Annotated in this window: 23 protein-coding genes and 1 other RNA gene; 7 read left to right on the top strand and 17 right to left on the bottom strand. The window is 58.8% G+C overall.

Annotated elements, in window-relative coordinates:
* Window positions 1–4: 4 nt before the first annotated feature.
* The 9 genes from mraY to rsmI form a co-directional block, all read right to left on the bottom strand.
* A complete protein-coding gene (gene mraY, locus KW840_RS00565) occupies window positions 5–1,087 on the bottom strand; it encodes a phospho-N-acetylmuramoyl-pentapeptide-transferase (protein WP_015096766.1) in 1,083 nt (360 codons plus the stop codon).
* Window positions 1,087–2,454, bottom strand: coding sequence for a UDP-N-acetylmuramoyl-tripeptide--D-alanyl-D-alanine ligase (gene murF / locus KW840_RS00560; protein WP_218494224.1), 1,368 nt, complete (start codon window positions 2,452–2,454; stop codon window positions 1,087–1,089). Before murF ends, mraY begins: the two co-directional genes overlap by 1 nt.
* Complete coding sequence (locus KW840_RS00555; protein WP_057713360.1) at window positions 2,447–3,910, bottom strand: UDP-N-acetylmuramoyl-L-alanyl-D-glutamate--2,6-diaminopimelate ligase; 1,464 nt, start codon at window positions 3,908–3,910, stop codon at window positions 2,447–2,449. Before KW840_RS00555 ends, murF begins: the two co-directional genes overlap by 8 nt.
* Window positions 3,910–5,649 (bottom strand): penicillin-binding protein 2, encoded by a 1,740-nt coding sequence (locus KW840_RS00550; protein ID WP_173677933.1) that lies wholly within the window; start codon window positions 5,647–5,649, stop codon window positions 3,910–3,912. The genes KW840_RS00555 and KW840_RS00550 overlap by 1 nt, the downstream gene beginning before the upstream one ends.
* The gene (ftsL, locus tag KW840_RS00545) at window positions 5,649–5,942 is read right to left on the bottom strand and encodes a cell division protein FtsL (protein ID WP_007998257.1); all 294 of its coding nucleotides are present in this window, start codon (window positions 5,940–5,942) and stop codon (window positions 5,649–5,651) included. The genes KW840_RS00550 and ftsL overlap by 1 nt, the downstream gene beginning before the upstream one ends.
* Window positions 5,939–6,886: a 16S rRNA (cytosine(1402)-N(4))-methyltransferase RsmH gene (gene rsmH / locus KW840_RS00540; protein ID WP_007972589.1), complete on the bottom strand. Its 948-nt coding sequence runs from the start codon at window positions 6,884–6,886 to the stop codon at window positions 5,939–5,941. Before rsmH ends, ftsL begins: the two co-directional genes overlap by 4 nt.
* Complete coding sequence (mraZ, locus tag KW840_RS00535) at window positions 6,883–7,338, bottom strand: division/cell wall cluster transcriptional repressor MraZ (RefSeq protein WP_007917012.1); 456 nt, start codon at window positions 7,336–7,338, stop codon at window positions 6,883–6,885. Before mraZ ends, rsmH begins: the two co-directional genes overlap by 4 nt.
* 356 nt (window positions 7,339–7,694) lie before the next feature.
* An RNA gene (rnpB, locus tag KW840_RS00530) (RNase P RNA component class A) lies at window positions 7,695–8,048 on the bottom strand.
* 75 nt (window positions 8,049–8,123) lie between these two features.
* Complete coding sequence (rsmI, locus tag KW840_RS00525) at window positions 8,124–9,029, bottom strand: 16S rRNA (cytidine(1402)-2'-O)-methyltransferase (protein ID WP_167362876.1); 906 nt, start codon at window positions 9,027–9,029, stop codon at window positions 8,124–8,126.
* A gap of 177 nt (window positions 9,030–9,206) precedes the next feature.
* On the opposite strand from rsmI, the gene KW840_RS00520 reads away from it, so the two are divergent.
* The 4 genes from KW840_RS00520 to KW840_RS00505 all read left to right on the top strand — a co-directional run bounded on the left by KW840_RS00520 (window position 9,207) and on the right by KW840_RS00505 (window position 12,652).
* Complete coding sequence (locus KW840_RS00520) at window positions 9,207–11,018, top strand: penicillin-binding protein activator (protein ID WP_057713357.1); 1,812 nt, start codon at window positions 9,207–9,209, stop codon at window positions 11,016–11,018.
* A complete protein-coding gene (locus KW840_RS00515; protein ID WP_090457618.1) occupies window positions 11,018–11,380 on the top strand; it encodes a YraN family protein in 363 nt (120 codons plus the stop codon). Before KW840_RS00520 ends, KW840_RS00515 begins: the two co-directional genes overlap by 1 nt.
* Before the next feature lie 103 nt (window positions 11,381–11,483).
* The gene (locus KW840_RS00510) at window positions 11,484–12,077 is read left to right on the top strand and encodes a phosphoheptose isomerase (protein WP_007972584.1); all 594 of its coding nucleotides are present in this window, start codon (window positions 11,484–11,486) and stop codon (window positions 12,075–12,077) included.
* A complete protein-coding gene (locus KW840_RS00505; RefSeq protein WP_057713355.1) occupies window positions 12,074–12,652 on the top strand; it encodes a BON domain-containing protein in 579 nt (192 codons plus the stop codon). Before KW840_RS00510 ends, KW840_RS00505 begins: the two co-directional genes overlap by 4 nt.
* Before the next feature lie 142 nt (window positions 12,653–12,794).
* On the opposite strand, the gene KW840_RS00500 is transcribed toward KW840_RS00505, so the two are convergent.
* From KW840_RS00500 to rplM, 7 genes are all read right to left on the bottom strand, one after another.
* Window positions 12,795–13,208, bottom strand: coding sequence for a ClpXP protease specificity-enhancing factor (locus tag KW840_RS00500; RefSeq protein WP_007998247.1), 414 nt, complete (start codon window positions 13,206–13,208; stop codon window positions 12,795–12,797).
* A gap of 16 nt (window positions 13,209–13,224) precedes the next feature.
* The gene (locus tag KW840_RS00495) at window positions 13,225–13,842 is read right to left on the bottom strand and encodes a glutathione S-transferase N-terminal domain-containing protein (RefSeq protein WP_007989864.1); all 618 of its coding nucleotides are present in this window, start codon (window positions 13,840–13,842) and stop codon (window positions 13,225–13,227) included.
* Between the two features lie 150 nt (window positions 13,843–13,992).
* A complete protein-coding gene (locus KW840_RS00490) occupies window positions 13,993–14,775 on the bottom strand; it encodes a cytochrome c1 (RefSeq protein WP_057713354.1) in 783 nt (260 codons plus the stop codon).
* Window positions 14,775–15,986 carry a cytochrome bc complex cytochrome b subunit gene (locus tag KW840_RS00485; protein ID WP_034149536.1) on the bottom strand — a complete coding sequence of 404 codons (1,212 nt, stop codon included), beginning with the start codon at window positions 15,984–15,986 and terminating at the stop codon, window positions 14,775–14,777. The genes KW840_RS00490 and KW840_RS00485 overlap by 1 nt, the downstream gene beginning before the upstream one ends.
* A complete protein-coding gene (gene petA / locus KW840_RS00480; RefSeq protein ID WP_057713353.1) occupies window positions 15,986–16,579 on the bottom strand; it encodes a ubiquinol-cytochrome c reductase iron-sulfur subunit in 594 nt (197 codons plus the stop codon). Before petA ends, KW840_RS00485 begins: the two co-directional genes overlap by 1 nt.
* A gap of 268 nt (window positions 16,580–16,847) precedes the next feature.
* The gene (rpsI, locus tag KW840_RS00475; protein WP_003228056.1) at window positions 16,848–17,240 is read right to left on the bottom strand and encodes a 30S ribosomal protein S9; all 393 of its coding nucleotides are present in this window, start codon (window positions 17,238–17,240) and stop codon (window positions 16,848–16,850) included.
* A 14-nt stretch (window positions 17,241–17,254) separates the two neighbouring features.
* Entirely contained in the window at window positions 17,255–17,683 is a 429-nt protein-coding gene (gene rplM, locus KW840_RS00470) for a 50S ribosomal protein L13 (RefSeq protein WP_007917032.1), read from the bottom strand.
* A 245-nt stretch (window positions 17,684–17,928) separates the two neighbouring features.
* Between rplM and KW840_RS00465 the strand changes: the two genes are divergently transcribed.
* Complete coding sequence (locus KW840_RS00465; RefSeq protein ID WP_150814947.1) at window positions 17,929–18,969, top strand: NADP(H)-dependent aldo-keto reductase; 1,041 nt, start codon at window positions 17,929–17,931, stop codon at window positions 18,967–18,969.
* 101 nt (window positions 18,970–19,070) lie between these two features.
* On the opposite strand, the gene KW840_RS00460 is transcribed toward KW840_RS00465, so the two are convergent.
* Window positions 19,071–20,207 (bottom strand): acyl-CoA dehydrogenase family protein, encoded by a 1,137-nt coding sequence (locus KW840_RS00460; protein ID WP_150814948.1) that lies wholly within the window; start codon window positions 20,205–20,207, stop codon window positions 19,071–19,073.
* Between the two features lie 222 nt (window positions 20,208–20,429).
* On the opposite strand from KW840_RS00460, the gene KW840_RS00455 reads away from it, so the two are divergent.
* Both KW840_RS00455 and KW840_RS00450 read left to right on the top strand, forming a co-directional pair.
* Window positions 20,430–21,350 carry a GlxA family transcriptional regulator gene (locus KW840_RS00455; RefSeq protein WP_174245557.1) on the top strand — a complete coding sequence of 307 codons (921 nt, stop codon included), beginning with the start codon at window positions 20,430–20,432 and terminating at the stop codon, window positions 21,348–21,350.
* Between the two features lie 198 nt (window positions 21,351–21,548).
* Window positions 21,549–23,495 (top strand): FAD-dependent oxidoreductase, encoded by a 1,947-nt coding sequence (locus KW840_RS00450; RefSeq protein WP_218494223.1) that lies wholly within the window; start codon window positions 21,549–21,551, stop codon window positions 23,493–23,495.
* Window positions 23,496–23,543: the final 48 nt, after the last annotated feature.

Below are 23,543 nucleotides of genomic sequence, written 5' to 3'. Positions count from 1 at the left end.
GTTTCTACCTCAGCTTCAGGGTGGCAAGGCCGATCAGCACGAGAATCACGGTGATGATCCAGAAACGGACGATCACGCGCGGCTCGGGCCAGCCCTTGAGTTCAAAGTGATGGTGAATGGGCGCCATGCGGAATACGCGGCGACCGGTCAGTTTAAAAGAGGCGACCTGAATGACGACTGACAGGGTTTCCATCACGAACACGCCGCCCATGATGAACAGGACGATTTCCTGACGGACGATCACCGCGATGGTGCCCAGGGCCGCGCCCAGCGCCAGTGCGCCGACGTCACCCATGAAGACTTGTGCCGGATAGGTGTTGAACCACAGGAAGCCCAGGCCGGCTCCGATCAACGCGCCACAGAACACAATCAACTCGCCTGCGCCCGGTACGTAAGGAATCAGCAGGTATTCGGCGAACTTCACGTTACCCGACAGGTAGCAGAAAATGCCCAGGCCACCACCAACCATCACGGTCGGCATTATCGCCAGGCCGTCGAGGCCGTCGGTCAGGTTGACCGCGTTGCTCGAACCGACAATCACGAAATAGGTCAGCACGATGAAGCCGGCGCCCAGCGGAATGCTGTAGTCCTTGAGCATCGGCAGGATCAGCGTGGTCTCCACCGGCGTGGCGGCAGTCATATAAAGGAAGATCGCCGCACCCAGACCGAATACCGATTGCCAGAAATATTTCCAGCGACTCGGCAAGCCACGGGAGTTCTTCTCGATGACCTTGCGGTAGTCGTCGACCCAGCCGATGGCGCCGAACAGCAAGGTCACCAGCAGAACGACCCAGACGTAACGGTTGCTCAGGTCAGCCCACAGCAGGGTGCTGACACCGATGGACGACAGAATCAGCGCGCCGCCCATGGTCGGTGTACCCGACTTGGACAGGTGCGACTGCGGGCCGTCGTTGCGAACGGATTGACCGATCTGACGGTTCTGCAACGTGCGGATCATCCACGGGCCATAGCACAGCGACAGGACCAGCGCGGTCAGTACACCGAGAATCCCGCGCAGGGTCAGGTACTGGAAGACCGCGAAGCCTTTGTAGAACTGTTGCAGATACTCCGCTAGCAGCAGCAGCATTAATGTTTCTCCAGACTGGACCCGCACAAAGCGGCGACGACGTTTTCCATCGCAGCGCTGCGCGACCCCTTGATCAAAATGGTGGTGTTTGTGTCTTGCTCGGCGTCCAGGGCCTTGATCAGTTCAGCTTGCGTGCTGAAGTGAAAAGCCTGAGGACCGAATGCGTTCACGGCGTGAGCCATCATTGGCCCGACGGCGTACAGCGCAGAAACCTTGCCACGGGCGTACGCGCCCACGTCGCGGTGCCCCTGCTCCGCCCATTCGCCCAACTCGCCGATATCCCCGAGCACCAGGACGGTGCGACCGGAAAAGCCGGCCAGTATATCAACGGCAGCACACATGGAGGTGGGGTTGGCGTTGTAAGTGTCATCGATCACGCGCATGCCGTTGGTGGCCAGTTGCGCGACGGTGCGCCCCTTGACCGGTTGCATCGCGCCAAGGCCGGTGGCGATACCGAACAGCGACACACCCAGGGCATGGGCGGCTGCGGCGGCGGCCATGGCATTGGCGACGTTATGGGTGCCGAGCAGGTTCAATTGAACGCGCTCCACGCCTTCAGGGCTGTGCAGGTTGAACGCCGGGCAGCCGCGGGCATCGGTAGTCAGGTCACTGGCGTAGAAATCGGCGCTGGCGTTGCTCAACGCAAACGTCAGCACTTTGCGGTCACCGGCGCGTGCCTTCCAGATACCGAATGCCTTGTCGTCAAGATTGAGAACGGCGACGCCATCGGCATCCAGCCCTTCGATGATCTCGCCCTTGGCTTCGACGATTTTGTCCGGGCCGCCGAACTCGCCGACGTGGGCGGTCCCGGCATTGTTGAGAATGGCCACGTGCGGCCGGGTCAGGCCGACGGTGTAGGCAATTTCACCCAGGCGCGAGGCACCCAGTTCGATCACGGCAGCGGCGTGTTCCGGTGCCAGTTCGAGCAAGGTCAGCGGCACGCCGAGGTCGTTGTTCAGGTTGCCACGGGTCGCCAGCACCGGACCACGGGTGCGCAGAATGCTCGCAAGCATCTCCTTGACCGTGGTCTTGCCGCTGGAACCGGTGACGGCCGCGACCGGATGGGTGTAGGCGGCGCGATTGAGCGCGCCCAACTGACCGAGGGCCTGGCGAGTGTCGCTGACCAGTAACTGCGGCAGCGTGCTGCCAGCGACTTCACGCTCGACCAGCGCAGCCACGGCGCCCTTGGCGGCGACTTCATTCAGATAGTCATGACCGTCAAAACGCGGGCCGGTCAGGGCAATAAACAGCTGGCCCGGCTTGATTGCACGGCTGTCGATGCTAACGCCGTCGAAGCTGGCATCGGCGGACACCAGGCGAGCACTCAGCGCACCGGTCAGTTCACTCAGTTTCAAGGCCTTAAGCATGGGCCACCTCCCACGCGGTCAAGGCATGATCGGCCTCGACCAGATCGGAAAAGGCATGGCGTTCGCCGTTGATTTCCTGATAGTCCTCGTGACCTTTCCCGGCCAGGACAATCACGTCATCCGCCGAGGCACTGGCGATCAACCGGGCAATCGCCTGACCACGACCGGCAACGAACTCCACTTTATCCACAGCCGTGAAACCGGCGCGGATGTCATCGAAAATCACTGCAGGGTCTTCAGTGCGCGGATTGTCATCGGTCACCAGCACGCCATCGGCCAGGCGCTCAACCACTTCGGCCATCAACGGACGCTTGCCGCGATCGCGGTCGCCGCCACAGCCGAACAGGCACAGCAACCGGCCCTTGGCGTGTGGACGCAGAGCCAGCAGCACTTTTTCCAGGGCATCCGGGGTGTGGGCGTAATCGACCACCACCAGCGGCTGCGAGCCACCGCCCAAGCGCTGCATGCGCCCGGCAGGGCCTTCAAGCTTCGGCAGCACCTTGAGAATTTCGTCCAGGGCGTAATCCAGACCGAGCAACGCACCGACCGCCGCCAGGACATTGCTCAGGTTGAAGCGACCGAGCAAGGTGCTGCGCAAGTGGTGCTCGCCCTGTGGCGTGACCAGCGTGGCGCGCACGCCTTCGTCGTCGAATTGCGCCTGACGGCAATACAGGTAGGCGCTGGAGTCTTCCAGGCTGTAGGTGATCAACCGCGACTCGCGCTTGTCGGCGGCCAGTTGCCGGCCGAACTTGTCGTCGAGGTTGACCACGCGGCATTTCAAGTCATTCCAGTCAAACAGCCTGGCCTTGGCTTCGCCGTAGGCCTGCATGGTGCCGTGATAATCCAGGTGATCGCGGGACAGGTTGGTCATCACTGCCACATCGAACGCCAGGGCAGTCACGCGCCCCTGATCCAGGCCATGGGAAGAAACTTCCATCGCCACGGCCTTGGCCCCGGCCTTTTTCAGGTCCGCCAGGGTCGCTTGCACGGCAATCGGGTTCGGCGTGGTGTGCAGGCCGCTTTCCAGCGCCCCATAGAAACCCGAACCGAGCGTGCCGACCAGGCCGCAGTGCTGGCCGAGCAGGTCCAGCGCCTGGGCGATCAATTGAGTCACGCTGGTCTTGCCGTTGGTACCGGTCACGCCCACCAGGTTCAGGTGGTGGCTCGGCTCGCCATAAAAACGCCCGGCGATGTCCGACAGCTGAGCCGCCAGACCTTTGACCGGAATCAACGGCACTTCAGTGATCGGCAGGACCGTGGCGCCTTCTACTTCATAGGCCACCGCGGCAGCACCACGCTGCAAGGCGTCAACCATATGCGCGCGCCCATCGAACTTCCCGCCCGGCACAGCGAGGAACAGATCACCCGCACGCACATTGCGGCTGTCCAGGGCGAGTTCGCGAATCAGCAGATCGTGGCCGGCGTGAGGGAAAATCTTGTTCAGGCTCAGGGACATCAGCCGCGCCCTCCATTGGCTTTCAGCGGAACGACCGGTGTTGCGTTCGCTTGTTGAGTAGGTGGCAGGTTGTCCGGGGTAATGTTCATCAGGCGCAGGGTCCCCGACATCACACGGCTGAACACCGGCGCGGAAACCAGGCCGCCGAAGTAACCGGCCTTGGTCGGCTCGTCGATGACCACCACGATGGCGTAACGCGGATCGCTCATCGGGCCGAAACCGGCGAACAGCGAACGGTAGGAGTTCACGGCGTAACCCTTGGTGCCGACCGAGGTTTTACGCGCAGTACCCGACTTGCCGCCCACGTGATACGCCGGCACCTGCGCACGGAACACACCGCGCGGGGCTTCGATCACTTGTTGCAGCATGCCTTGCATGGTTTTTGCGACGGCCTCCGGCAGTACCTGGGTGGTTTGCGGCGCCTTGTCGGTCTTGATCAGGGTCAGCGGTGCGAGGCGACCGTTGTTGGCCAGGGCCGAGAAGGCGTGGACCAGCTGGATCGCGGTCACGGAAACACCGTAGCCGTAGGACAGCGTGGCGGTTTCTGCCTTGCGCCATTCGCGGTAGTTCGGCAGATTACCGACGCGCTCGCCCGGGAAGCCCAGGCCAGTGTCCTGGCCGAGGCCGACTTTTTGCGCCAGACGGAAAATGGTTTCGCCGCCGATATCGAACGCGACCTTGCTCATGCCGACGTTACTGGAATTGATCAGGATGCCGGTCAGGTCGAGCACCGGGCCTTCGGTCTTGGATACGTCCTTGATGGTGTACTTGCCAATCTGCAGGGAGCCCGGATACACCTCGACGGTATCGCTCGGTTTCCAGCGGCCGGTTTCGATGGCGGCGCTCATCGAGATCGCTTTCATGGTCGAGCCTGGCTCGAACACGTCGATCATCGCGCGGTTACGCATCATCGCCGGCTGCAGGTTGCGGCGATTGTTCGGGTTGTAGGTCGGCTGGTTGACCATCGCGAGAATCTCGCCGGTCTTCACGTCCATGATCACCAGGCTGCCGGCCTTGGCGCCGTTCTCGATGATCGCGTTACGCAGTTCGCGGTTGGCCAGGTATTGCAGGCGCAGGTCAATGGACAACGCCAAGGGCTTGCCGGCCTTGGCGTTTTTGGTGACCTGGACATCCTTGATCAACCGGCCGCGCCGGTCCTTGATGACTTGTCGTTTACCCGGCACCCCGGCCAGCCATTCGTCATAGGCCAGCTCGATACCTTCCTTGCCATGGTCATCGATGTCGGTAAAGCCGACCATATGCGCGGTCACTTCACCGGCCGGATAGAAACGGCGGAACTCTTCGATGCCATAGACGCCAGGCACTTTGAGATCGAGCACCGCCTGGCCCTGCTCAGGCGTCAGCCCGCGCACCAGATAAATGAATTCCTTGTTGGCCTGCGCTTCAAGGCGCTCGGCCAGGGCTTTCGGGTCCTGCCCCAGGGCAGCCGCCAGTGCCGGCCACTTTTCTTTGGCCGTTTGCATTTCCTTGGCATTGGCCCAGAGGGTGGTGACCGGAGTACTCACGGCCAAAGGCTCGCCGTTACGGTCGGTGATCAGACCACGGTGAGCCGGAATCGGAATATGACGAACACTGCGGGCATCGCCCTGACCTTTAAGGAAGGCACGGTCGACCACTTGCAAATCGATGATGCGCCAGGCAATCGCGGCCACCATGATGCCGAGCAAACCCAGCACCACGCGGAACCGCCAAGGAAAGAGTGCACCTTCGAGTTTCATCATGGCGCCACCATCTTCACGTCAGCGGCACCGGGGATGTGCATTTTCAATTGTTCGGTGGCCAGCACTTCGATACGGCTGTGGGCGGTCCAGGTGCTCTGCTCCAGAATCAACCGGCCCCACTCCGCCTGCGCCTTGTCGCGCACGCTCAGTTCGTTGTACAGCGAATTCAATAGCTGACGGTTCCAGTGCGCGCTGTAAGACACGCCGATGGCCGACACGAGCACGCCGACAAACAGCAGCAGCATGAAGAAGCTTCCGCCGGGCAATGGCTTGGCGAAAAGCTTGCTCACCGCAGCTTCTCCGCCACACGCATGACAGCGCTACGGGAACGTGGGTTGGCTTTGAGTTCGGCGTCGGAGGCCGTCTGCGCTTTGCCATGGACTTTGATTTTCGGTTCGAAGGCGACATGCCGAACCGGCAGGTTGCGCGGCAGGTTGTCGGCTTCGCCTTTCACCAGTTTGCGCATGAACAGTTTGACGATACGGTCTTCCAGCGAATGGAAGCTGATCACCACCAGGCGACCGCCCACTTCCAGGCACTCCAGCGCGGCTTCGAGGCCGGTTTCCAGATCACCCAGTTCGTTGTTGACGTGGATACGCAACCCCTGGAACGCGCGGGTTGCGGGGTTCTTGCCCTTTTCCCAGGCTGGGTTGGCGACTTTCAGGACTTCTGCCAGGTCACCGGTGCGCTCGAATGGCTTGATGTCGCGACGTTCGGCCACAGCACGGGCCATGCGGCCGGAGAAGCGCTCTTCGCCGTACTCCTTGAACACCCGGGCGATTTCTTCCACGGGCGCGGTGTTGACGAATTCGGCGGCGCTGATGCCACGGGACGGATCCATGCGCATGTCCAGCGGACCGTCGTTGAGGAAGCTGAAGCCGCGCTCAGGGTCGTCGAGCTGTGGCGAGGACACGCCAAGATCCAGCAACACGCCGCTGACCTTGCCGGCCAGACCGCGTTCGGCGACTTCCGAACCGAGCTCGGCAAAGCTGCGCTGCACAACGACAAAGCGGCCGTCTTCGGCCGCTAGCGTCTGCCCGGTGGCAATCGCTTGTGGATCTTTATCGAATCCGAGCAACCGACCGTCGGGACCGAGCTGACTGAGGATCAACCGGCTGTGTCCGCCGCGTCCGAACGTGCCGTCCAGATAGCAGCCATCAGGACGTACGGCGAGAGCCTCGACGGCTTCGTCAAGCAGTACGGTGATGTGGTTAAAGCCGCTATCAATAGTCACAGGATCAAATCACGCAGTTCATCAGGCATCGCGCCCGGTTGTTGAATGGCAGCCAGGTCAGCGGCAGAAACCGCGTTCCAGGCATCCTCGTCCCACAATTGGAACTTGTTCAGTTGGCCTACCAACATCGCGCGCTTATCCAACTTGGCATATTCACGAAGACGCGGCGGAACCAGAAAACGACCACTGCCATCGAGCTCGAGGTCGACGGCATTACCAATCAGTAAACGTTGCAGGCGGCGGTTCTCTTCGCGAAGCGAAGGCAGTGCGCGCAGTTTGGTTTCAATAATTTCCCACTCATCGAGGGGGTAAACACACAAACAAGGATCAACGGCATCAATTGTCACGATCAATTGACCGGAACTGCGCGAATCGAGCTCGTCACGGTACCGGCTCGGCATTGCGAGACGGCCCTTTGCATCGAGACTGATAGCGTTGGCTCCGCGAAACACGTCTGCGTTTCTCCAAATTCTAGCGTTTTGAGTTCAAAAAACCCACTTCATGCCACTTTCCGCCACTTGCGCACACTATAGGAATGCGCCCACCACACCGTCAAGGCGCGGAGTAAAGGAAAACCCTTACAGAACTGAGATTTAGGATCATTAACGGAGGGACAACGAGAATCCGGCAGATGAAACTGATCGATAACTTGAATCAGCACAGAAGGCTGCGTTCGAAAGTTAAAGTAATTTATTAAGAGTAAGATTTTTTTGGTATTACAAAAGAGGTTCTGCGGATGAATGTGTAAGGAGGGAAATTGCTATCACCCAACCCCCTGCTCAATGATTCAAGCAGAGGAAAGAAAAAGGTGGAGAGTCGATCTGTAAGCCGGGTTCTGTCTTGAACAGTCATTCGTCTACGATGGCCATCACTGGACATCTTTAGCAACCTACCCGGTCCCAGCGCGGGCCACGCCTTGGGACCCTATTTGGTCTTGCTCCAAGTGGGGTTTACCTAGCCACGAACTGTTGCCAGACGTGCGGTGCGCTCTTACCGCACCTTTTCACCCTTACCGGCGCCGAAGCGCTTAGGCGGTTATTTTCTGTGGCACTTTCCGTAGGCTCACGCCTCCCAGGCATTACCTGGCACTTCGCCCTATGGAGCCCGGACTTTCCTCCCCCCCCTAATTTTCATAGGGGGCAGCGACTGTCCGATCGACTCTCCGCCGCGAAGGTTACCGGCAGAGCGCCCGAAGAACAAGCACCAAGCGCCATTGGGCACGCCTGCGCGTCGGGTTTTACTCGCCCTTCTGCTGATCCAGCGCGATTTGGTACAGCACATTCTTTCGCTCGCCGGTGATTTGCGCCGCCAATGCCGCCGCACGCTTGAGCGGCATTTCTTCAAGCAACAGGTTGAGGATACGCATCGCTTCGCTGCTGACGGCACCTTCCTCTTCGGGCGCGGACCAGCCCGCCACCAGTACCACGCACTCGCCGCGCTGCTGATTGCTATCCGACTCGACGAACTCGCGCAGCTCAGCCAGCGGCAGCCCCTTGAGGGTCTCAAACGTCTTGGTCAGCTCGCGGGCAAGCAGCGCCGGGCGCTCTGGACCGAACACCAGCTCCATGTCTTGCAGACATTCAAGAATGCGATGCGGGGCCTCATAGAAGATCAATGTGCGAGGTTCTTCCTTTACCTGCTCGAGACGCGCACGTCGCCCCACAGCCTTTGCAGGCAGAAAACCTTCGAATATGAAACGGTCGGAAGGCAGCCCTGCTGCCGACAGCGCTGCAATCAACGCGCAGGCACCCGGAACCGGCACTACATTAATGCCCGCTGCCCGGGCCTGGCGCACCAGGTGATAACCCGGATCGGAAATCAGCGGCGTCCCGGCATCCGAGATCAACGCCACATTGTCACCGGCAAGCAGACGAGTGATAAAGCGACTACCTTCATCCCGCTCATTGTGTTCATGGCAGGCCGCCAATGGCGTCGCAATGCCGAAGTGCTGCATCAAGCGCTGGGAATGACGGGTGTCTTCCGCGGCGATCAGGGCCACTTCACGGAGAATCTTCAGCGCCCGCGCACTGATGTCATCCAGGTTGCCGATGGGCGTCGCCACCACATAAAGCGAGCCAGCAGCGGAATTCAAAGCACCTGGAGCAGTCAAAGCGCACACCTCATGATCGGTAAAAGTCGCCATTGTAGCGCGTAGCGAGACTCACGATACCCGCAAGCAAACGAGGTATCGGTGACCGTTTGTGCGCTGGCGCAACATTTACACCAGCTAAATTGATCGATTCACGCCAGTAACATCGCGCCCCGGCCAGTGCTTGGGTACAATTCCACGCTAATTTGATCGAGTATCAGGAACGCTTACATGATCGCTTGCCTGCGGCTGTTATCTGCCCTCTGCCTCGCTGCCTTGCTGACGGCTTGCGCCAGCTCGCCCTCCTCCAGCCTTGGCGAGCTTCCACGGACACCGGACGCCAGTATCGAGCAACTGCTTGAGAAGGCCTCCCAAAGCAAATCACCGGAAGATGCCGCCCTGCTGCGCTTGAGCGCTGCCGACCTGGCTTATCGCCAGGGCAATGCCGGCCAATCCGCGCAAATCCTGCAACAGGTTCCTGTCGAACAGCTCAAGCCGGGCCCACAGGTTTTCGCCAACACCCTGGCGGCGGAACTGGCCATGACGCGCAATCAGCCCAAGGCCGCGCTGGCTGCCTTGAGCCATCCGAGCCTGCAATATTTGAGCGAACTGCCCGACGAACAACAGGTCCGCACCGGCACCATCCACGCCCGCGCACTTGAAGCCGATGGCCAGACCCTTGCCGCCGCTCGCCAGCGCATTTTCATCGCCCCGATGCTCGAAGGCGAAGCCGCGAGCAAAAACCACGAAGCCATCTGGACCCTGATCGCTTCGCTGCCGACCAATCAGTTGCAGCCAAGTGCCACCGACGATCTCGGCGGCTGGATGGCCCTGGCACTGGCCGTGAAATCCGCCGGCACCCTGGAGCAGCAACAGGCCGCCATCGACAACTGGCGCGCGCAGAATCCGAAGCACCCGGCAGCCATTCAATTGCCGCAGCCACTGACCCAACTCAAGGAACTGGCCAGCCAGCCCCTGAACAAGATCGCCCTGCTGCTGCCTCAGGACGGCCAACTGGCCGCGGTTGGCAAAGCACTGCGCGACGGCTTCATGGCCGCTCACTACCAGGCCCAACAGGCCGGGCAGAAACCACCCGCCATCGAGTTTTATGACAGCTCGCGCCTGACTTCCATGGACGAGTTCTACCGCAAGGCCCAGGCCGATGGCGTGCAACTGGTCGTCGGCCCGCTGGAGAAGCCGCTGGTCAAACAGCTGAGCACTCGCCCGCAGTTGCCGATCACCACCCTGGCACTGAATTACAGCGAGGGCGATCAAGGCCCCGCGCAGCTGTTCCAGTTCGGCCTTGCCGCTGAAGACGAAGCCCGCGAAGTGTCGCGCCGCGCTCGCGCCGACGGCCTGCATCGCGCAGCCATCATGGTGCCGAAAGGTGAATGGGGCGACCGCGTGCTCAAGGCGTTCAGCCAGGATTGGCAAGCCAATGGCGGCACCATCGTCGCCACCGAACGCGTCGACCAACCGGTCCAGTTGGCCCAGCAAATTGCCGACATGTTCCAGCTGCGTCAGAGCGAAGGTCGCGCCAAGAGCCTGCAAAGCACCGTTGGCTCGCAAGTGGCTGCCCAGCCATCGCGCCGCCAGGACATCGAGTTCATTTTCCTCGCCGCTACACCGCAACAGGCCCAGCAGATCAAACCGACCCTGAACTTCCAGTACGCCGGCGATGTTCCGGTCTACGCCACCTCCCACGTGTTCAGCGCCAACGGTGACGTCAACCAGTACAACGACATGAATGGCATTCGCTTCTGCGAGACGCCATGGTTGCTGGACGCCAATGATCCACTACGCCGCCAGGTCACTGCCCAGTGGCCACAAGCCGCCGGTAGCCTGGGGCGCCTGTATGCCATGGGTGTGGACGCCTATCGTCTGGCGCCACGCCTGGGCCAGCTCAAGTCACTGCCGGACAGCCGCATCGACGGTGAATCGGGCAGCCTTGGCATGTCCCAGAGCCAGCGGGTCGTGCGCCAGTTACCATGGGCCGAGTTCGCCAATGGCCAGATTCAGCGCCTGCCGGACACCGCTCGCTGATGCCTGACAGGTCACGCCAGCAAAGCGGCAAGGATGCCGAGCGCCATGCGCTCGAGCATCTTCAACAACAGGGTCTGCGCCTGCTGGCGCAGAACTGGTTGTGTAAACGCGGCGAGCTTGATCTGGTCATGCTAGATGGCGATACAGTAGTATTCGTTGAAGTCCGCTACAGAAAAAACACTCAATGGGGTGGCGCGCTCGATAGCATCGATGAGCGCAAACGGCAAAAACTGATTTTCGCCGCGCAATATTATCTTCAGCGCGAGCCGCGCTGGGCCAATTCCCCTTGCCGCTTCGACGTGATTGCCATCGACAGCCACCTCGATCAGTTGAACTGGCTACAGAATGCCTTCGACGGCTGATCGCCGGCATTGCGAACCGGACACTATCACCCAACATTTTGCTCTTTGCTTTGCGGGCTGCACATTCACGTGCCGAACAGCCGCGCTACTTAAGGTCACACAGATGGACATGCAATCCCGAATTCGCCAGCTTTTTCAGGCCAGTATCGACACCAAGCAACAGGCGATGGAAGTACTTGCACCGCACATCGAGCAAGCCAGCCAGGTCATGGTCAACGCCCTGCTCAACGAAGGCAAAATGCTTTCCTGCGGCAATGGCGGCTCTGCCGGCGATGCCCAGCACTTCTCCTCCGAGCTACTCAATCGCTTTGAGCGCGAACGCCCAAGCCTGCCGGCCATCGCCCTTACGACCGACAGCTCGACGATCACCTCGATTGCCAACGACTACAGCTACAACGAAATCTTCTCCAAGCAGATCCGTGCGCTCGGCCAACCGGGCGATGTGTTGCTGGCTATCTCCACCAGCGGCAACTCGGCCAACATAATTCAAGCGATTCAGGCCGCACATGATCGCGAAATGATTGTCGTAGCATTGACGGGACGTGATGGCGGCGGCATGGCGTCGCTACTGTTGCCCGAGGACGTCGAGATTCGCGTACCGGCCAACGTCACCGCTCGTATTCAAGAAGTCCACCTGCTGGCGATCCATTGCCTTTGCGACTTGATCGACAGCCAATTGTTCGGGAGTGAAGAATGACCCCTAATCGCCTTGGCCTACTGGCCTTGACCCTGTGCCTCAGCATCAGCGGCTGCACCTCGGTGGTGACTGCCAGCCGTGAAGCACCGATTGAAGATGACCGCGGCACTCGCACACTGGGCAGCAAGATCGACGATTCCCTGATCGACACCAAGGTTGGCGTGAACGTCGCCAAGGCCGACCCAGCCCTGGATAAGGATTCGCATATCGTCGTCACCAGCTTCAACGGTGTCGTACTGCTCGCCGGGCAAACGCCACGCGCAGACCTCAAGGCCAAGGCCGAACAGGCTGCCGCCGCTGTCCAGCGCGTGAAAAAGGTGCACAACGAACTGCAAGTCCTGCCACCCTCTTCGTTGCTGGCACGCCAGAACGACACCTGGCTGACCACCAAGATCAAGACCCAGATGCTCGCCGATGCGAACATCCCTGGCTCGCGCATCAAGGTAGTCACTGAAAACGGCATCGTCTACTTGCTGGGCCTGCTGACCAAGCAGGAAGCCGCGCAGGCGACCAACCTGGTGCAAGGGGTTTCCGGTGTGCAGAAGATCGTGAAATTGTTCGAGTACATCGACTGACCCTGTAGGAGGGAGCTTGCTCGCGAAAAACGTTTGGCGAATGCGTTCATTCAGACTGCACGCGTCATCGTTCACGCCCATTGCGAGCAGACTCGCTCCTACAACGTAATAAAAAAGGCGATCCTTGCGGATCGCCTTTTTATTACTTCACCACTTTCAGACTTGGGCGACCGCTTGGACGCGGTGGCTCACTGTCGGGTGGTGGAAGATCGTCATCCGGCTCGATCTCGTCGTCCTCGCCCATGGGCGATTCCAGATCGAACACCATGCCCTGACCATTCTCCCGGGCGTAGATACCCAGGATCGAAGCAATTGGCACGTACAAGGTGTGCGGTACGCCACCAAAGCGCCCCTCGAAACTGACCGCCTCGTTATCCATGTGCAAGTGACGCACGGCTTGTGGCGATACGTTCAGGACGATCTGTCCGTCACTGGCAAACCCCTGAGGCACCTGCACCGACGGGTACTCGGAATTGACCAGCATGTGCGGGGTGCAATCGTTGTCCACAATCCACTCATAGAGCGCGCGGACCAGATAAGGTCGACTGGAGTTCATAACGGCTCCTTAAGCCTTAGCGCATGTCGCGTTCGACACCAGACAGACTCGCCTGGAAAGCCTCACGCGCAAACTGGCGCTCCATATAATCAAGCAGCGGCTTCGCCGGCCGCGGCAGTTCTATACCCAGAATCGGCAATCGCCAGAGTATTGGCAATAGGCAGCAATCCACCAGACTTTGTTCCTCACTGAGGAAAAACGGTTTGTCGGCAAACAGTGGCGACACACCCGTCAGGCTTTCGCGCAACTCTTTTCGAGCCACGGCACGAGCCGCTTCCTTGGTCCGCGAATCCAGAATCAGGTCCACCAGACCACACCAGTCTCGCTGAATGCGGTGCATCAGCAGGCGACTGTTGGCACGCGCCACGGGATAAACCGGCAGTAGCGGCGGGTGCGGGTAACGCTCATCCAGATATTCCATCACCACAGTCGACTCCCACAACGCCAGGTCGCGATCGACCAGCGTGGGCAAGCTGCCGTAAGGGTTCACCTCAATCAGTTTAGGTGGCTGGCGACCAGCCTCCACGTAAATGATCTCGGCGCTGACACCCTTCTCTGCCAGTACGATGCGCACTCGGTGGGAATAGTGGTCGGCGGGGTCGGAGTAACAGGCCAACCGATTGGTCACGCCCATGGCGATCCTCCTCGCTTGTAGAAATTATCGAAAGCGGAAAAACGAGCGCGCCCAGAGGGCGCCTCCCGTAACGACTGGATCACCAGTTTCGCTACATCTTCAGAGGCGCCCTTGGGCGCGCGCGATTAACAGCAATAGCTTGAAGCTTTATCAGTGCACGTCTTTCCAGTATTCGCGCTTGAGCAGGTAAGCGAAGACGAAGAAGAACGCCAGGTACAACAATACGTATGTACCGATGCGCTGATGTTGCAGCTTAACCGGGTTAGCCGAGTAAGCCAGGAAGGTTACCAGATTCTTGACCTTCTCATCGAACTGCTCTGCAGTCAGGGCACCGCTTTTCGGCACGATGGTCAACTGATCGCACGCTTCATGAGTCAGCGCCGTACCGGTCAGAGGGTCATATTGCTTCTTGCCGTCTTCGACGATCTGAACCTGTTTGCAACCCACCACCTGGCGACCCTGCAGGCCGACCAGGACGTTAGGCATGCCCACGTTCGGGAAGACCTTGTTGTTCACACCCCATGGGCGCGAAGGATCTTCGTAGAACGACTTCAGGTAACCGTAGAGCCAGTCAGTGCCGCGAACACGGGCAACCAAGGTCAGGTCCGGTGGCGCTGCGCCAAACCAGGCCTTGGCGTCCGCTGGCTGCATGCCGATGCTCATGTGATCGCCGATCTTGGCGCCAGTGAACACCAGCTTCTCGAGCATCAACTCATGGGGAATGCCCAGGTCGTCGGCAACACGCTCATAGCGCTGGAACTTGGCACTGTGGCAACCCATGCAGTAGTTGGCGAAGGTACGCGCGCCGTCCTGCATGGCCGCTTTATCGGAAACGTCGATGTCGACTTTTTCCAGCTCGGGGCCACCGTGTTCAGCTGCGAAAGCAAACACTGGCAGTGCAGCAAGCATCAATACAGCAAATAGTTTTTTCATCAGCCAGTCACCCTTTCCGGAACCGGTTTGGTCTTCTCGAGCCTGGTGTAGAACGGCATCAGAATGAAGTAGGCGAAGTACAGGAAGGTACACACCTGCGACAACAGCGTACGGCCTGGAGTCGGAGCCAGAACACCCAACACGCCCAGGATCACGAACGAAATGCAGAACACCCAGAGCCAGATCTTGCTCAGCCAGCCTTTGTAGCGCATCGACTTGACCGGACTGCGGTCGAGCCACGGCAGGACGAACAGCACGGCGATGGCCGCGCCCATGGCGATCACGCCCAGGAGCTTGTCCGGAACCGCACGCAAGATGGCGTAGAACGGAGTGAAGTACCAGACCGGAGCAATGTGCTCTGGGGTCTTGAAGGCGTTCGCCACTTCAAAGTTCGGCTTTTCGAGGAAGTAGCCGCCCATTTCCGGGAAGAAGAACACGATCGAGCAGAAGATGAACAGGAACACCACCACGCCGACGATATCTTTCACGGTGTAGTACGGGTGGAAGGCAATGCCGTCCAGCGGTATGCCGTTTTCGTCCTTGTGCTTCTTGATGTCCACGCCGTCCGGGTTGTTCGAACCGACTTCGTGCAACGCCAGGATGTGCAGCACCACCAGACCCAGGATAACGATCGGCAGGGCAACCACGTGCAAGGCGAAGAAGCGGTTCAGGGTAATACCGGAAATCAGGTAGTCACCACGAATCCACTGGGTCAGGTCGTTGCCGATGACCGGGATCGCACCGAACAGCGAGATGATCACCTGTGCACCCCAGTAGGACATCTGGCCCCACGGCAGCAGGTAGCCCATGAAGGCTTCGGCCATCAGCGCCAGGTAGATCAGCATGCCGAAGACCCACACCAGTTCACGCGGCTTCTGGTACGAACCGTAGAGCAGGCCACGGAACATGTGCAGATAGACCACGATGAAGAACGCCGAAGCGCCAGTGGAGTGCAGCAGACGCAGGATCGAGCCGTACTCGACGTCGCGCATGATGTATTCGACGGAAGCGAATGCCTCTTCCGCCGACGGGGTGTAGCTCATGGTCAGCCAGACACCGGTAACGATCTGGTTGACCAGAACGAGCAGCGCCAGGGAGCCAAAGAAGTAGAAGAAGTTGAAGTTCTTCGGAGCGTAATACTTGCTGAGATGGTCTTCCCACATCTTGGTGGCGGGAAAGCGCGCATCAACCCAATCCATGAACTTGCTCATCACGCTTTCTCCGTATCGACGCCAATGATAATAATTTCATCGGTCTCATAGGAATGCGGGGGAACTGGCAGGTTCAAAGGCGCAGGCTGCGACTTGTAGACGCGACCAGCCAGATCGTAGTGGGAACCGTGGCAAGGGCAGAAATAGCCGCCTACCCAGTCCTTACCCAGATCCGCAGGTGCCACTTCAGGACGGAAGGTCGGCGAGCAACCCAGGTGCGTGCAGATACCGATCAGCAGCAGGACCTCGGGCTTGATCGAACGGGTTTCCGGATCAACGTAAGTCGGTTGTGTCGAGTTCTTGGAGGCCGGGTCAGCGAGCTGGCCCTCGATCTTCTTAAGATTCCCCAGGATTTCCTGTGTACGGCGGACGATGAACACCGGCTGGCCGCGCCACTCAGCAATCATCTGCTGGCCTGGCTCGATTTTGCTGACATTCACTTTCACCGGTGCACCTGCGGCTTTCGCCTTGGCACTGGGAAACCATGACCCCACGAACGGGACCGCAGCCCCCACCGCTCCTGCAGCACCCACCACGGATGTGGCTGCTACCAAGAAGCGACGCCGGCCTGCATTCACGCCGTCATTGCTCATTCAGTCCTCTCCCATCAGCTTTGTGGCCTGTTAAATCAGGCATCTACTAAGTAAAACTATGTACTTATAAAAATTTTGCCGAATGGTAATGAAAAGCCCCAATTCTGACAAGGTAATTACCGGAACCCATCACCCCCAAGCCTTGTAGTATAGGGTGTCTGCGGATGTGGCAAGTTGTCACAGCGCAATTCTTTGATAAATCGCAGACATAAAAAAACGCCCAGCTCCGTGAGGAAACTGGGCGTTCTTTTTTGAACGCGAAAGCGAATTAACGCTTCGAGTACTGCGGACGCTTACGCGCTTTACGCAGACCGACTTTCTTACGTTCAACTTCACGAGCATCGCGGGTTACGAAGCCGGCTTTACGCAGGGCGCTGCGCAGAGTCTCGTCGTAGTCCATCAGAGCACGAGTGATGCCGTGGCGGATTGCGCCAGCCTGACCACTCACACCACCGCCGATCACGGTGACGTAGATGTCGAACTTCTCGACAGTCTCAGTCAGCTCCAGCGGCTGACGAACTACCATGCGGGCAGTTTCGCGACCGAAGAAGTTATCCAGCGAACGGTTGTTGATGGAGATGTTACCAGTACCCGGACGCAGGAAAACGCGTGCGGTTGCGGTCTTGCGACGGCCAGTGCCGTAATTTTGAGTCGCCGACATAATGTACTATTCCGTTAAAACTTCAGTTCTTGGGGCTGCTGAGCAGTATGTGGGTGTGCAGCGCCCGCATAGACTTTCAGCTTACGGTACATGTCGCGACCCAGTGGGTTCTTAGGCAGCATGCCTTTAACCGCGGTCTCGATCACGCGCTCAGGGGCCTTGGCGATCAGCTTTTCAAAGTTGATCGACTTGATGCCGCCCGGGAAACCGGAGTGGGAGTAGTACATTTTGTCAGTGGTTTTAGCACCGGTAACACGAATCTGCTCAGCATTGATTACGACGATGTAGTCGCCGGTGTCAACGTGAGGAGTGTACTCAGGCTTGTGCTTGCCACGCAGACGGCTCGCGATTTCGGTGGCCAGACGACCCAGGGTCTGACCAGCAGCGTCGACGACAAACCAGTCGCGCTTTACTGTTTCCGGTTTAGCAGTAAAAGTTTTCATTCTTTATAGCCTCAGGGGCCGCCCTGTAAATTAGACGGCGGATCTTACTGAATAGTGCGTACTTTGACAAGTCAAAGGCAGCCGGATACAGACGCTTTCGGGGGCTCGGGTCGGCGCGTCCGTTCAACGGCAAGATTCTTCGGCGGCGGCGCATCACTTCCACTGCAGAAAGAGGTGCGCAATTATGCAGATTGCGAAAAATAATTCAACCTGCTTTTATGATTGTTTTGCCCAAGGAGCACCCGATGGACTATCGCCAGCTAGGCCGAACCAATCTGAACGTGAGTGCCCTCTGCCTCGGAACCATGACCTGGGGCGAGCAAAACAGCGAGGCAGACGCCTTCGCCCAGATTGAGCGGGCCAAGAGCGCCGGGATCAACTTCATCGACACCGCCGAGATGTACCCGGTGCCACCCAAGGCCGAAACCTACGCCTCCACCGAACGCTACATCGGCAATTATTTCAAAAGCCGCGGTGATCGTGCCGACTGGATCCTGGCCAGCAAGATCGCCGGCCCCGGCAACACCATCGACTACATCCGCGACAAAAACCTGCGCCACAACCGCCAGCACATCACCGAAGCGGTGGATGCCAGCCTCCAGCGCCTGCAGACCGACTACATCGACCTGTACCAATTGCACTGGCCGGAACGCAGCACCAACTTCTTCGGGCAACTGGGCTACAAGCACAAGATCGAAGCCAACCTGACGCCTCTGGAGGACACCCTCGAAGCGCTGGACGAGCAGGTCCGCGCCGGCAAGATCCGCCACATCGGCCTGTCCAACGAGACGCCATGGGGCACCATGCGCTTCCTGGCCCTGGCCGAAGCCCGTGGCTGGCCGCGCGCCGTGTCGATCCAGAACCCGTACAACCTGCTCAACCGCAGCTTCGAAGTCGGCCTGGCGGAAATCGCCATCCGCGAGCAATGCGGCCTGCTCGCCTATTCGCCGCTGGCGTTCGGCTTCCTGTCAGGCAAGTACGAAGGTGGCGCCCGCCCGCCAAAAGGTCGCCTGAGCCTCTACAGTCGCTTCAGCCGCTATTTCAACCCGCAGTCGGAAGCGGCATGCAGCCGTTACGTGGCCCTGGCTCGCGAGCACGGCCTGGACCCGGCGCAAATGGCCCTGGCGTTCGTGACGCAGCAGCCGTTCGTGACCAGCAACATCATTGGCGCGACGACGATGGAGCAACTGGAGAGCAACATCGCCAGTTTCGACTTGAAGCTGTCGGAGGAAGTGCTGGAAGGGATCGAGGCGATTCACAAGGATCATCCGAATCCTGCGCCTTGATTGATCTTTAAAACCAATCGCGGGCAAGCCCGCTCCCACAGGTTCGGTGATACCTGTGGGAGCGGGCTTGCCCGCGATGGCGTCCGCCCGGTCAGCGCAAATCAAAGCGACCGCGCAATAATCTCCTTCATGATCTCGTTCGTCCCGGCATAGATCCGCTGCACCCGTGCATCCGCCCATGCCCGCGCGATCGGGTACTCCCACATGAACCCATAGCCACCGTGCAACTGCACACACTCGTCAAGCACCTTGCACTGCAGGTCTGTGCCCCAGTACTTGGCCATCGCCGCCGTCGGCACGTCGAGCTTGCCTTGCAGGTGCAGCTCCAGGCAACGGTCGACGAAAACCCGGCCGATCTGGATTTCCGTGGCCATCTCCGCCAGCTTGAACCGGGTATTCTGGAAATCCGCGATCGACTTGCCGAATGCCTTGCGCTCACGGGTGTAGTCCAGCGTCCATTGCAGCGCAGCTTCGGCTGAAGCCAACCCGCCAATGGCCACCGTGAGGCGCTCCTGGGGCAACTCCTGCATCAGGTAGGCAAAGCCCATCCCGGCTTGGCCCAGCAGGTTTTCCTTGGGCACACGCACGTCCTGGAAGAACAGCTCCGAGGTGTCCTGGGCTTTCATTCCGACCTTCTCCAGGCGCTTGCCCTTGTCGAAGCCCGGCGTATTGGCCTCCACCAGAAACAGACTGGTGCCCTTCGCGCCAGCCTTCGGATCGGTCTTGGCGACGACGATCACCAGATCGGCCAGGTAGCCGTTGGTGATAAAGGTCTTGGAGCCGTTGATCACGTACTCATCGCCATCGAGCACGGCCGTGGTTTTCACCCCTTGCAGATCGGAACCGGCGCCCGGTTCAGTCATGGCGATCGCGGTAACCATCTCGCCGGACACCAGTTTCGGCAGGTATTTGTGCTTCAGCGTCTCACTGCCGTAATGCAGGATGTAGGGCGCCACGATGTCCGAGTGCAAGGAAAAACCGATGCCGGTCAGGCCAAGTCGCCCCACTTCTTCGATCACCACCGCACTGTAGAGAAAGTCCGCCCCCAGGCCGCCGTACTCTTCCGGCAAGTGCGAGCAAAGCATCCCCGCCTCCCCAGCCTTGTTCCAGAGTTTGCGGTCGATATAGCCTTGTTTTTCCCATTGCCCATGGAACGGCACCGCCTCTTTTTCGAGGAACGTCCGCACGCTGTCGCGGAAAAGCTCGTGCTCGGAACTGAACAGGGTTCTGGGGATCATGCGGCACCTTTATCTTTGTTTTTAGAAGGAGTTGACCTTCAGAGACTATGCCTCGCTTCCGATACAGGACACTGGACACATCCGACAAAAAATAAGACGATCCAGCCGTCTGGTGACCACTTCCCCCTATAAAAATAAAGTTGAATTATGTCTAACCAAGCCTCCACGCCCCTGCGGCGCGTCAGCATCCTGGCCATCGACCGGGTTTTCGCTTCCACCCTCATGCAAGCCAAGGATTTCTTCCATCTCGCCAGCCTGCGCTACGGCAAACAGCTGGGCCAGGGCCTGACACCGGCGTTCGAAACCCGCCTGGTCAGCCCCGATGGCAAGCCGGTCAACACCTTCAGCGATGTGATGATTCCAGTGGACGGCGGACTGGAAAACGCCGACATCATCGTTCTTCCCGCGTTCTGGGACGATTTCGACAACCTCAGCAAACGTTACCCGCAAATCCTGCCCTGGCTGCGCCAGCAACATGCGCGCGGTGCCGTACTGTGCGGCGAGGCCACTGGTGTTTTCTGGCTGGCCGAAGCCGGGCTGCTCAATGGCAAGGAAGCGACCACTTACTGGCGCTTCTTCAATGCCTTCGCCGAACGCTTCCCCAAGGTCCAGCTCAATCAGGACAAACACCTGACCGATGCCGACAACCTGTACTGCGCCGGCGGCACCACCTCGGCATGCGACCTGTACATCTACCTGATCGAGCGCTTCTGCGGCGCCAACGTGTCCCAGGCCGTAGCCCGAGACATCCTCTATGAAGTGCAGCGCAGCTATTCACCGGGACGGATTGGATTCGGCGGGCAGAAGCTGCACCAGGACGTGATCATCCTGCAGATCCAGCACTGGCTCGAAGAACACTTCGCCGACAAGTTCCGTTTCGAGGACGTTGCCCGCGAACACGGCATGAGCATCCGCAACTTCATGCGCCGCTTCCAGACCGCCACCGGCGACAAGCCACTGCATTACCTGCAACGCCTGCGCATCGAAACCGCCAAGGGCTTGCTGTCCGGCAGCCGCAAGAGCATCAAGACCATCAGCTACGAGGTTGGTTATGACGATGCGAGCTTCTTTGCGCGGCTGTTCCGCCAGCACACAGAGTTGTCGCCGAACCAGTATCGGCAGCAGTTTCAGCAGGCTGCATAGCCGAACACCAACCGAATATGGGAGCGAGCCTGCTCGCTTCCACATTGAGTCTTGCGCCAGCCAAACAGCTCTTTCGCTATGCATTTTCCTACGCAAAAAGCGGAATACAGAGCGCCAGAGCAACCAACCCTGCTCGCAGACGCAGCCCCTTAAAAGACTCAACATCTTCCCTGCAAACACCATCAGGGAAGATCAACCATGACTATCGGATCAAGCTACAACTACCCTTCATACATCGCCAAGGAGGCCGCCCGAACAAAGCGCTCGGCTAAAAACAAATGGGCGGCTCGCTTCCCCAATCCGCCGGATTTGTGTTTTGACTATCGTGCACTGGTAGAACAGGAAAACGGCATCGCCAGGGCAACTGACCCGCAACATAAAATCTGCATCATCGGCGCCGGCGTCACAGGTCTGACTGCCGCCAGAGAACTCTATCGCTGCGGCTTTACCCATATCACTCTCATCGAACAATCCAGACGCATCGGCGGCAGGCATCTGACCGTTCCGGGTAGCCGAAACTCGGCAGCAAGCCATACACCGTTTGAAATGGGCGCCATGCGCATGCCCTTCTTCAACCGGGCGGATGAGCCACCGACAGAAGGTCGGTCGCTGATGGCTTACTACGCCAATCAATTTGAATTGGCGTTTTCAGACTTCGCCAACCCCGGTAGCCAATGGGTTAACTCGACAGGCATCTATCTCCGGGAGGGCAGCATGGGCGGCGGATCGGCGCCGCAAATGTTGATATGGAAAAACGAAGACGGTGTCACACCACCTCCCGGCGATGAATTGCAAAAGGTCTATTCCAAGTGGAAAGCCTTTGCCGATCGTATGACCCGCCACGTTGCCGAGCTCTATGCGAGCCAGGAATGGGAAGCCATATGGGCTTCTATCGTCGAAAAATATGAGAGTGTCTCGTTCCGCGACCTGGTCAGCATGCCAGCACTGGAAGCTTGGGATGACCGCTCACCCGGGGATTTCGGCGGAATGGGAATGTCTGCGCAAGAATCCGCTATTTTTTACGCGATAGGTATAGGTGACGGTAGCTGGGGAGCTTTTTACGACGTCTGCTGCCTTTACCCCCTGCGCACCGCGATTTTCGGTTTCAGCAGCCAATTGCAACTGATCCATGGTCGAGTGGACTCAAACGGCGATCCACTGGATTCGCCCTACCTGAATAGCGAAGCCGTTTTTGACTCAATGGGCCAGAGTTTCGACAGCCCTCGCTACATCGGCCTCGCCGCGCTGGACGAATGCCTGCTGTTTGTGAAAACCGACGAAACCGGAAAGTCCATCTACGAACATAGCCTCGAAAGAAGCAATGGACTTCTCACCGACTCATCCGTCACAAAACTGGAAAAGCTGACCAATCAAAAAATACGCGTCCATTACAACTGGAAACACAGTCAACCCGAGCAAATCCGGGAGCAATTTGACGACTTTGACTCGGTCATCATGACACTACCCTCCTGGCTGATTGAAACTCGACTCAAGCTCGAAAACTTCACCCGGGAGATGCTGCCTTTCGAGACGATCAACGCCTACAAAACCGCACACTGGGAAACCAGCTGCAAAGTGTTTGCACCGCTGAAAAAATCATTTCTCTCGAAAAATAAAAACATCCCGCAAGCCATCGTAACCGACAGTTTTATCCACGATGTCTATACCTACCGCTACAACGACAACTACAGCTATGACTGCATCCTGCTGAGTTATACCTGGGAAGATGACGCAACCAAGCTCGCCTCATTCAGCGACAAGGAGTTGGTATCAAAATGCGCCGAAGAGCTGGATCGCATACTCATGAACTCTGCCAACATCCAGGAGAAAATTTCTCCCTACATAGGCATTGATCAAGCGGTGGTTCAGCGCTGGATCACTGATAAAAATGCTCTGGGCTGTGCCAAGCTTTACCGACCGGGCACCTACTACGATGCCGTCGGCCTGATGAAGTACAACCGGGACCTTGCTCATGTCTCAGGCTTGTATTTGTCCGGTGAATCATTTTCCGTCGACGCCGGTTGGACGGAGCCATGTTTTCGCGGCGCTGTCGATGCAGTGATTCATATCTGCAACAAAACTGCCGCAACCTTCAATGGCGGGTTTTCCTTGAGCGACTACCCGCACTACCAACTCAAAACCTGATCACATCCCCGTTCCAGAGCCATGCTCGCAATACATGGCTCTACTTCT

The organism is Pseudomonas sp. PDM30 (assembly GCF_019218985.1).
Taxonomy (GTDB): Bacteria; Pseudomonadota; Gammaproteobacteria; order Pseudomonadales; family Pseudomonadaceae; genus Aquipseudomonas; species Aquipseudomonas jessenii.
The sequence above is the reverse complement of the archived record's forward strand: the minus strand, read 5'-3'. Positions and strand labels throughout refer to the sequence as shown.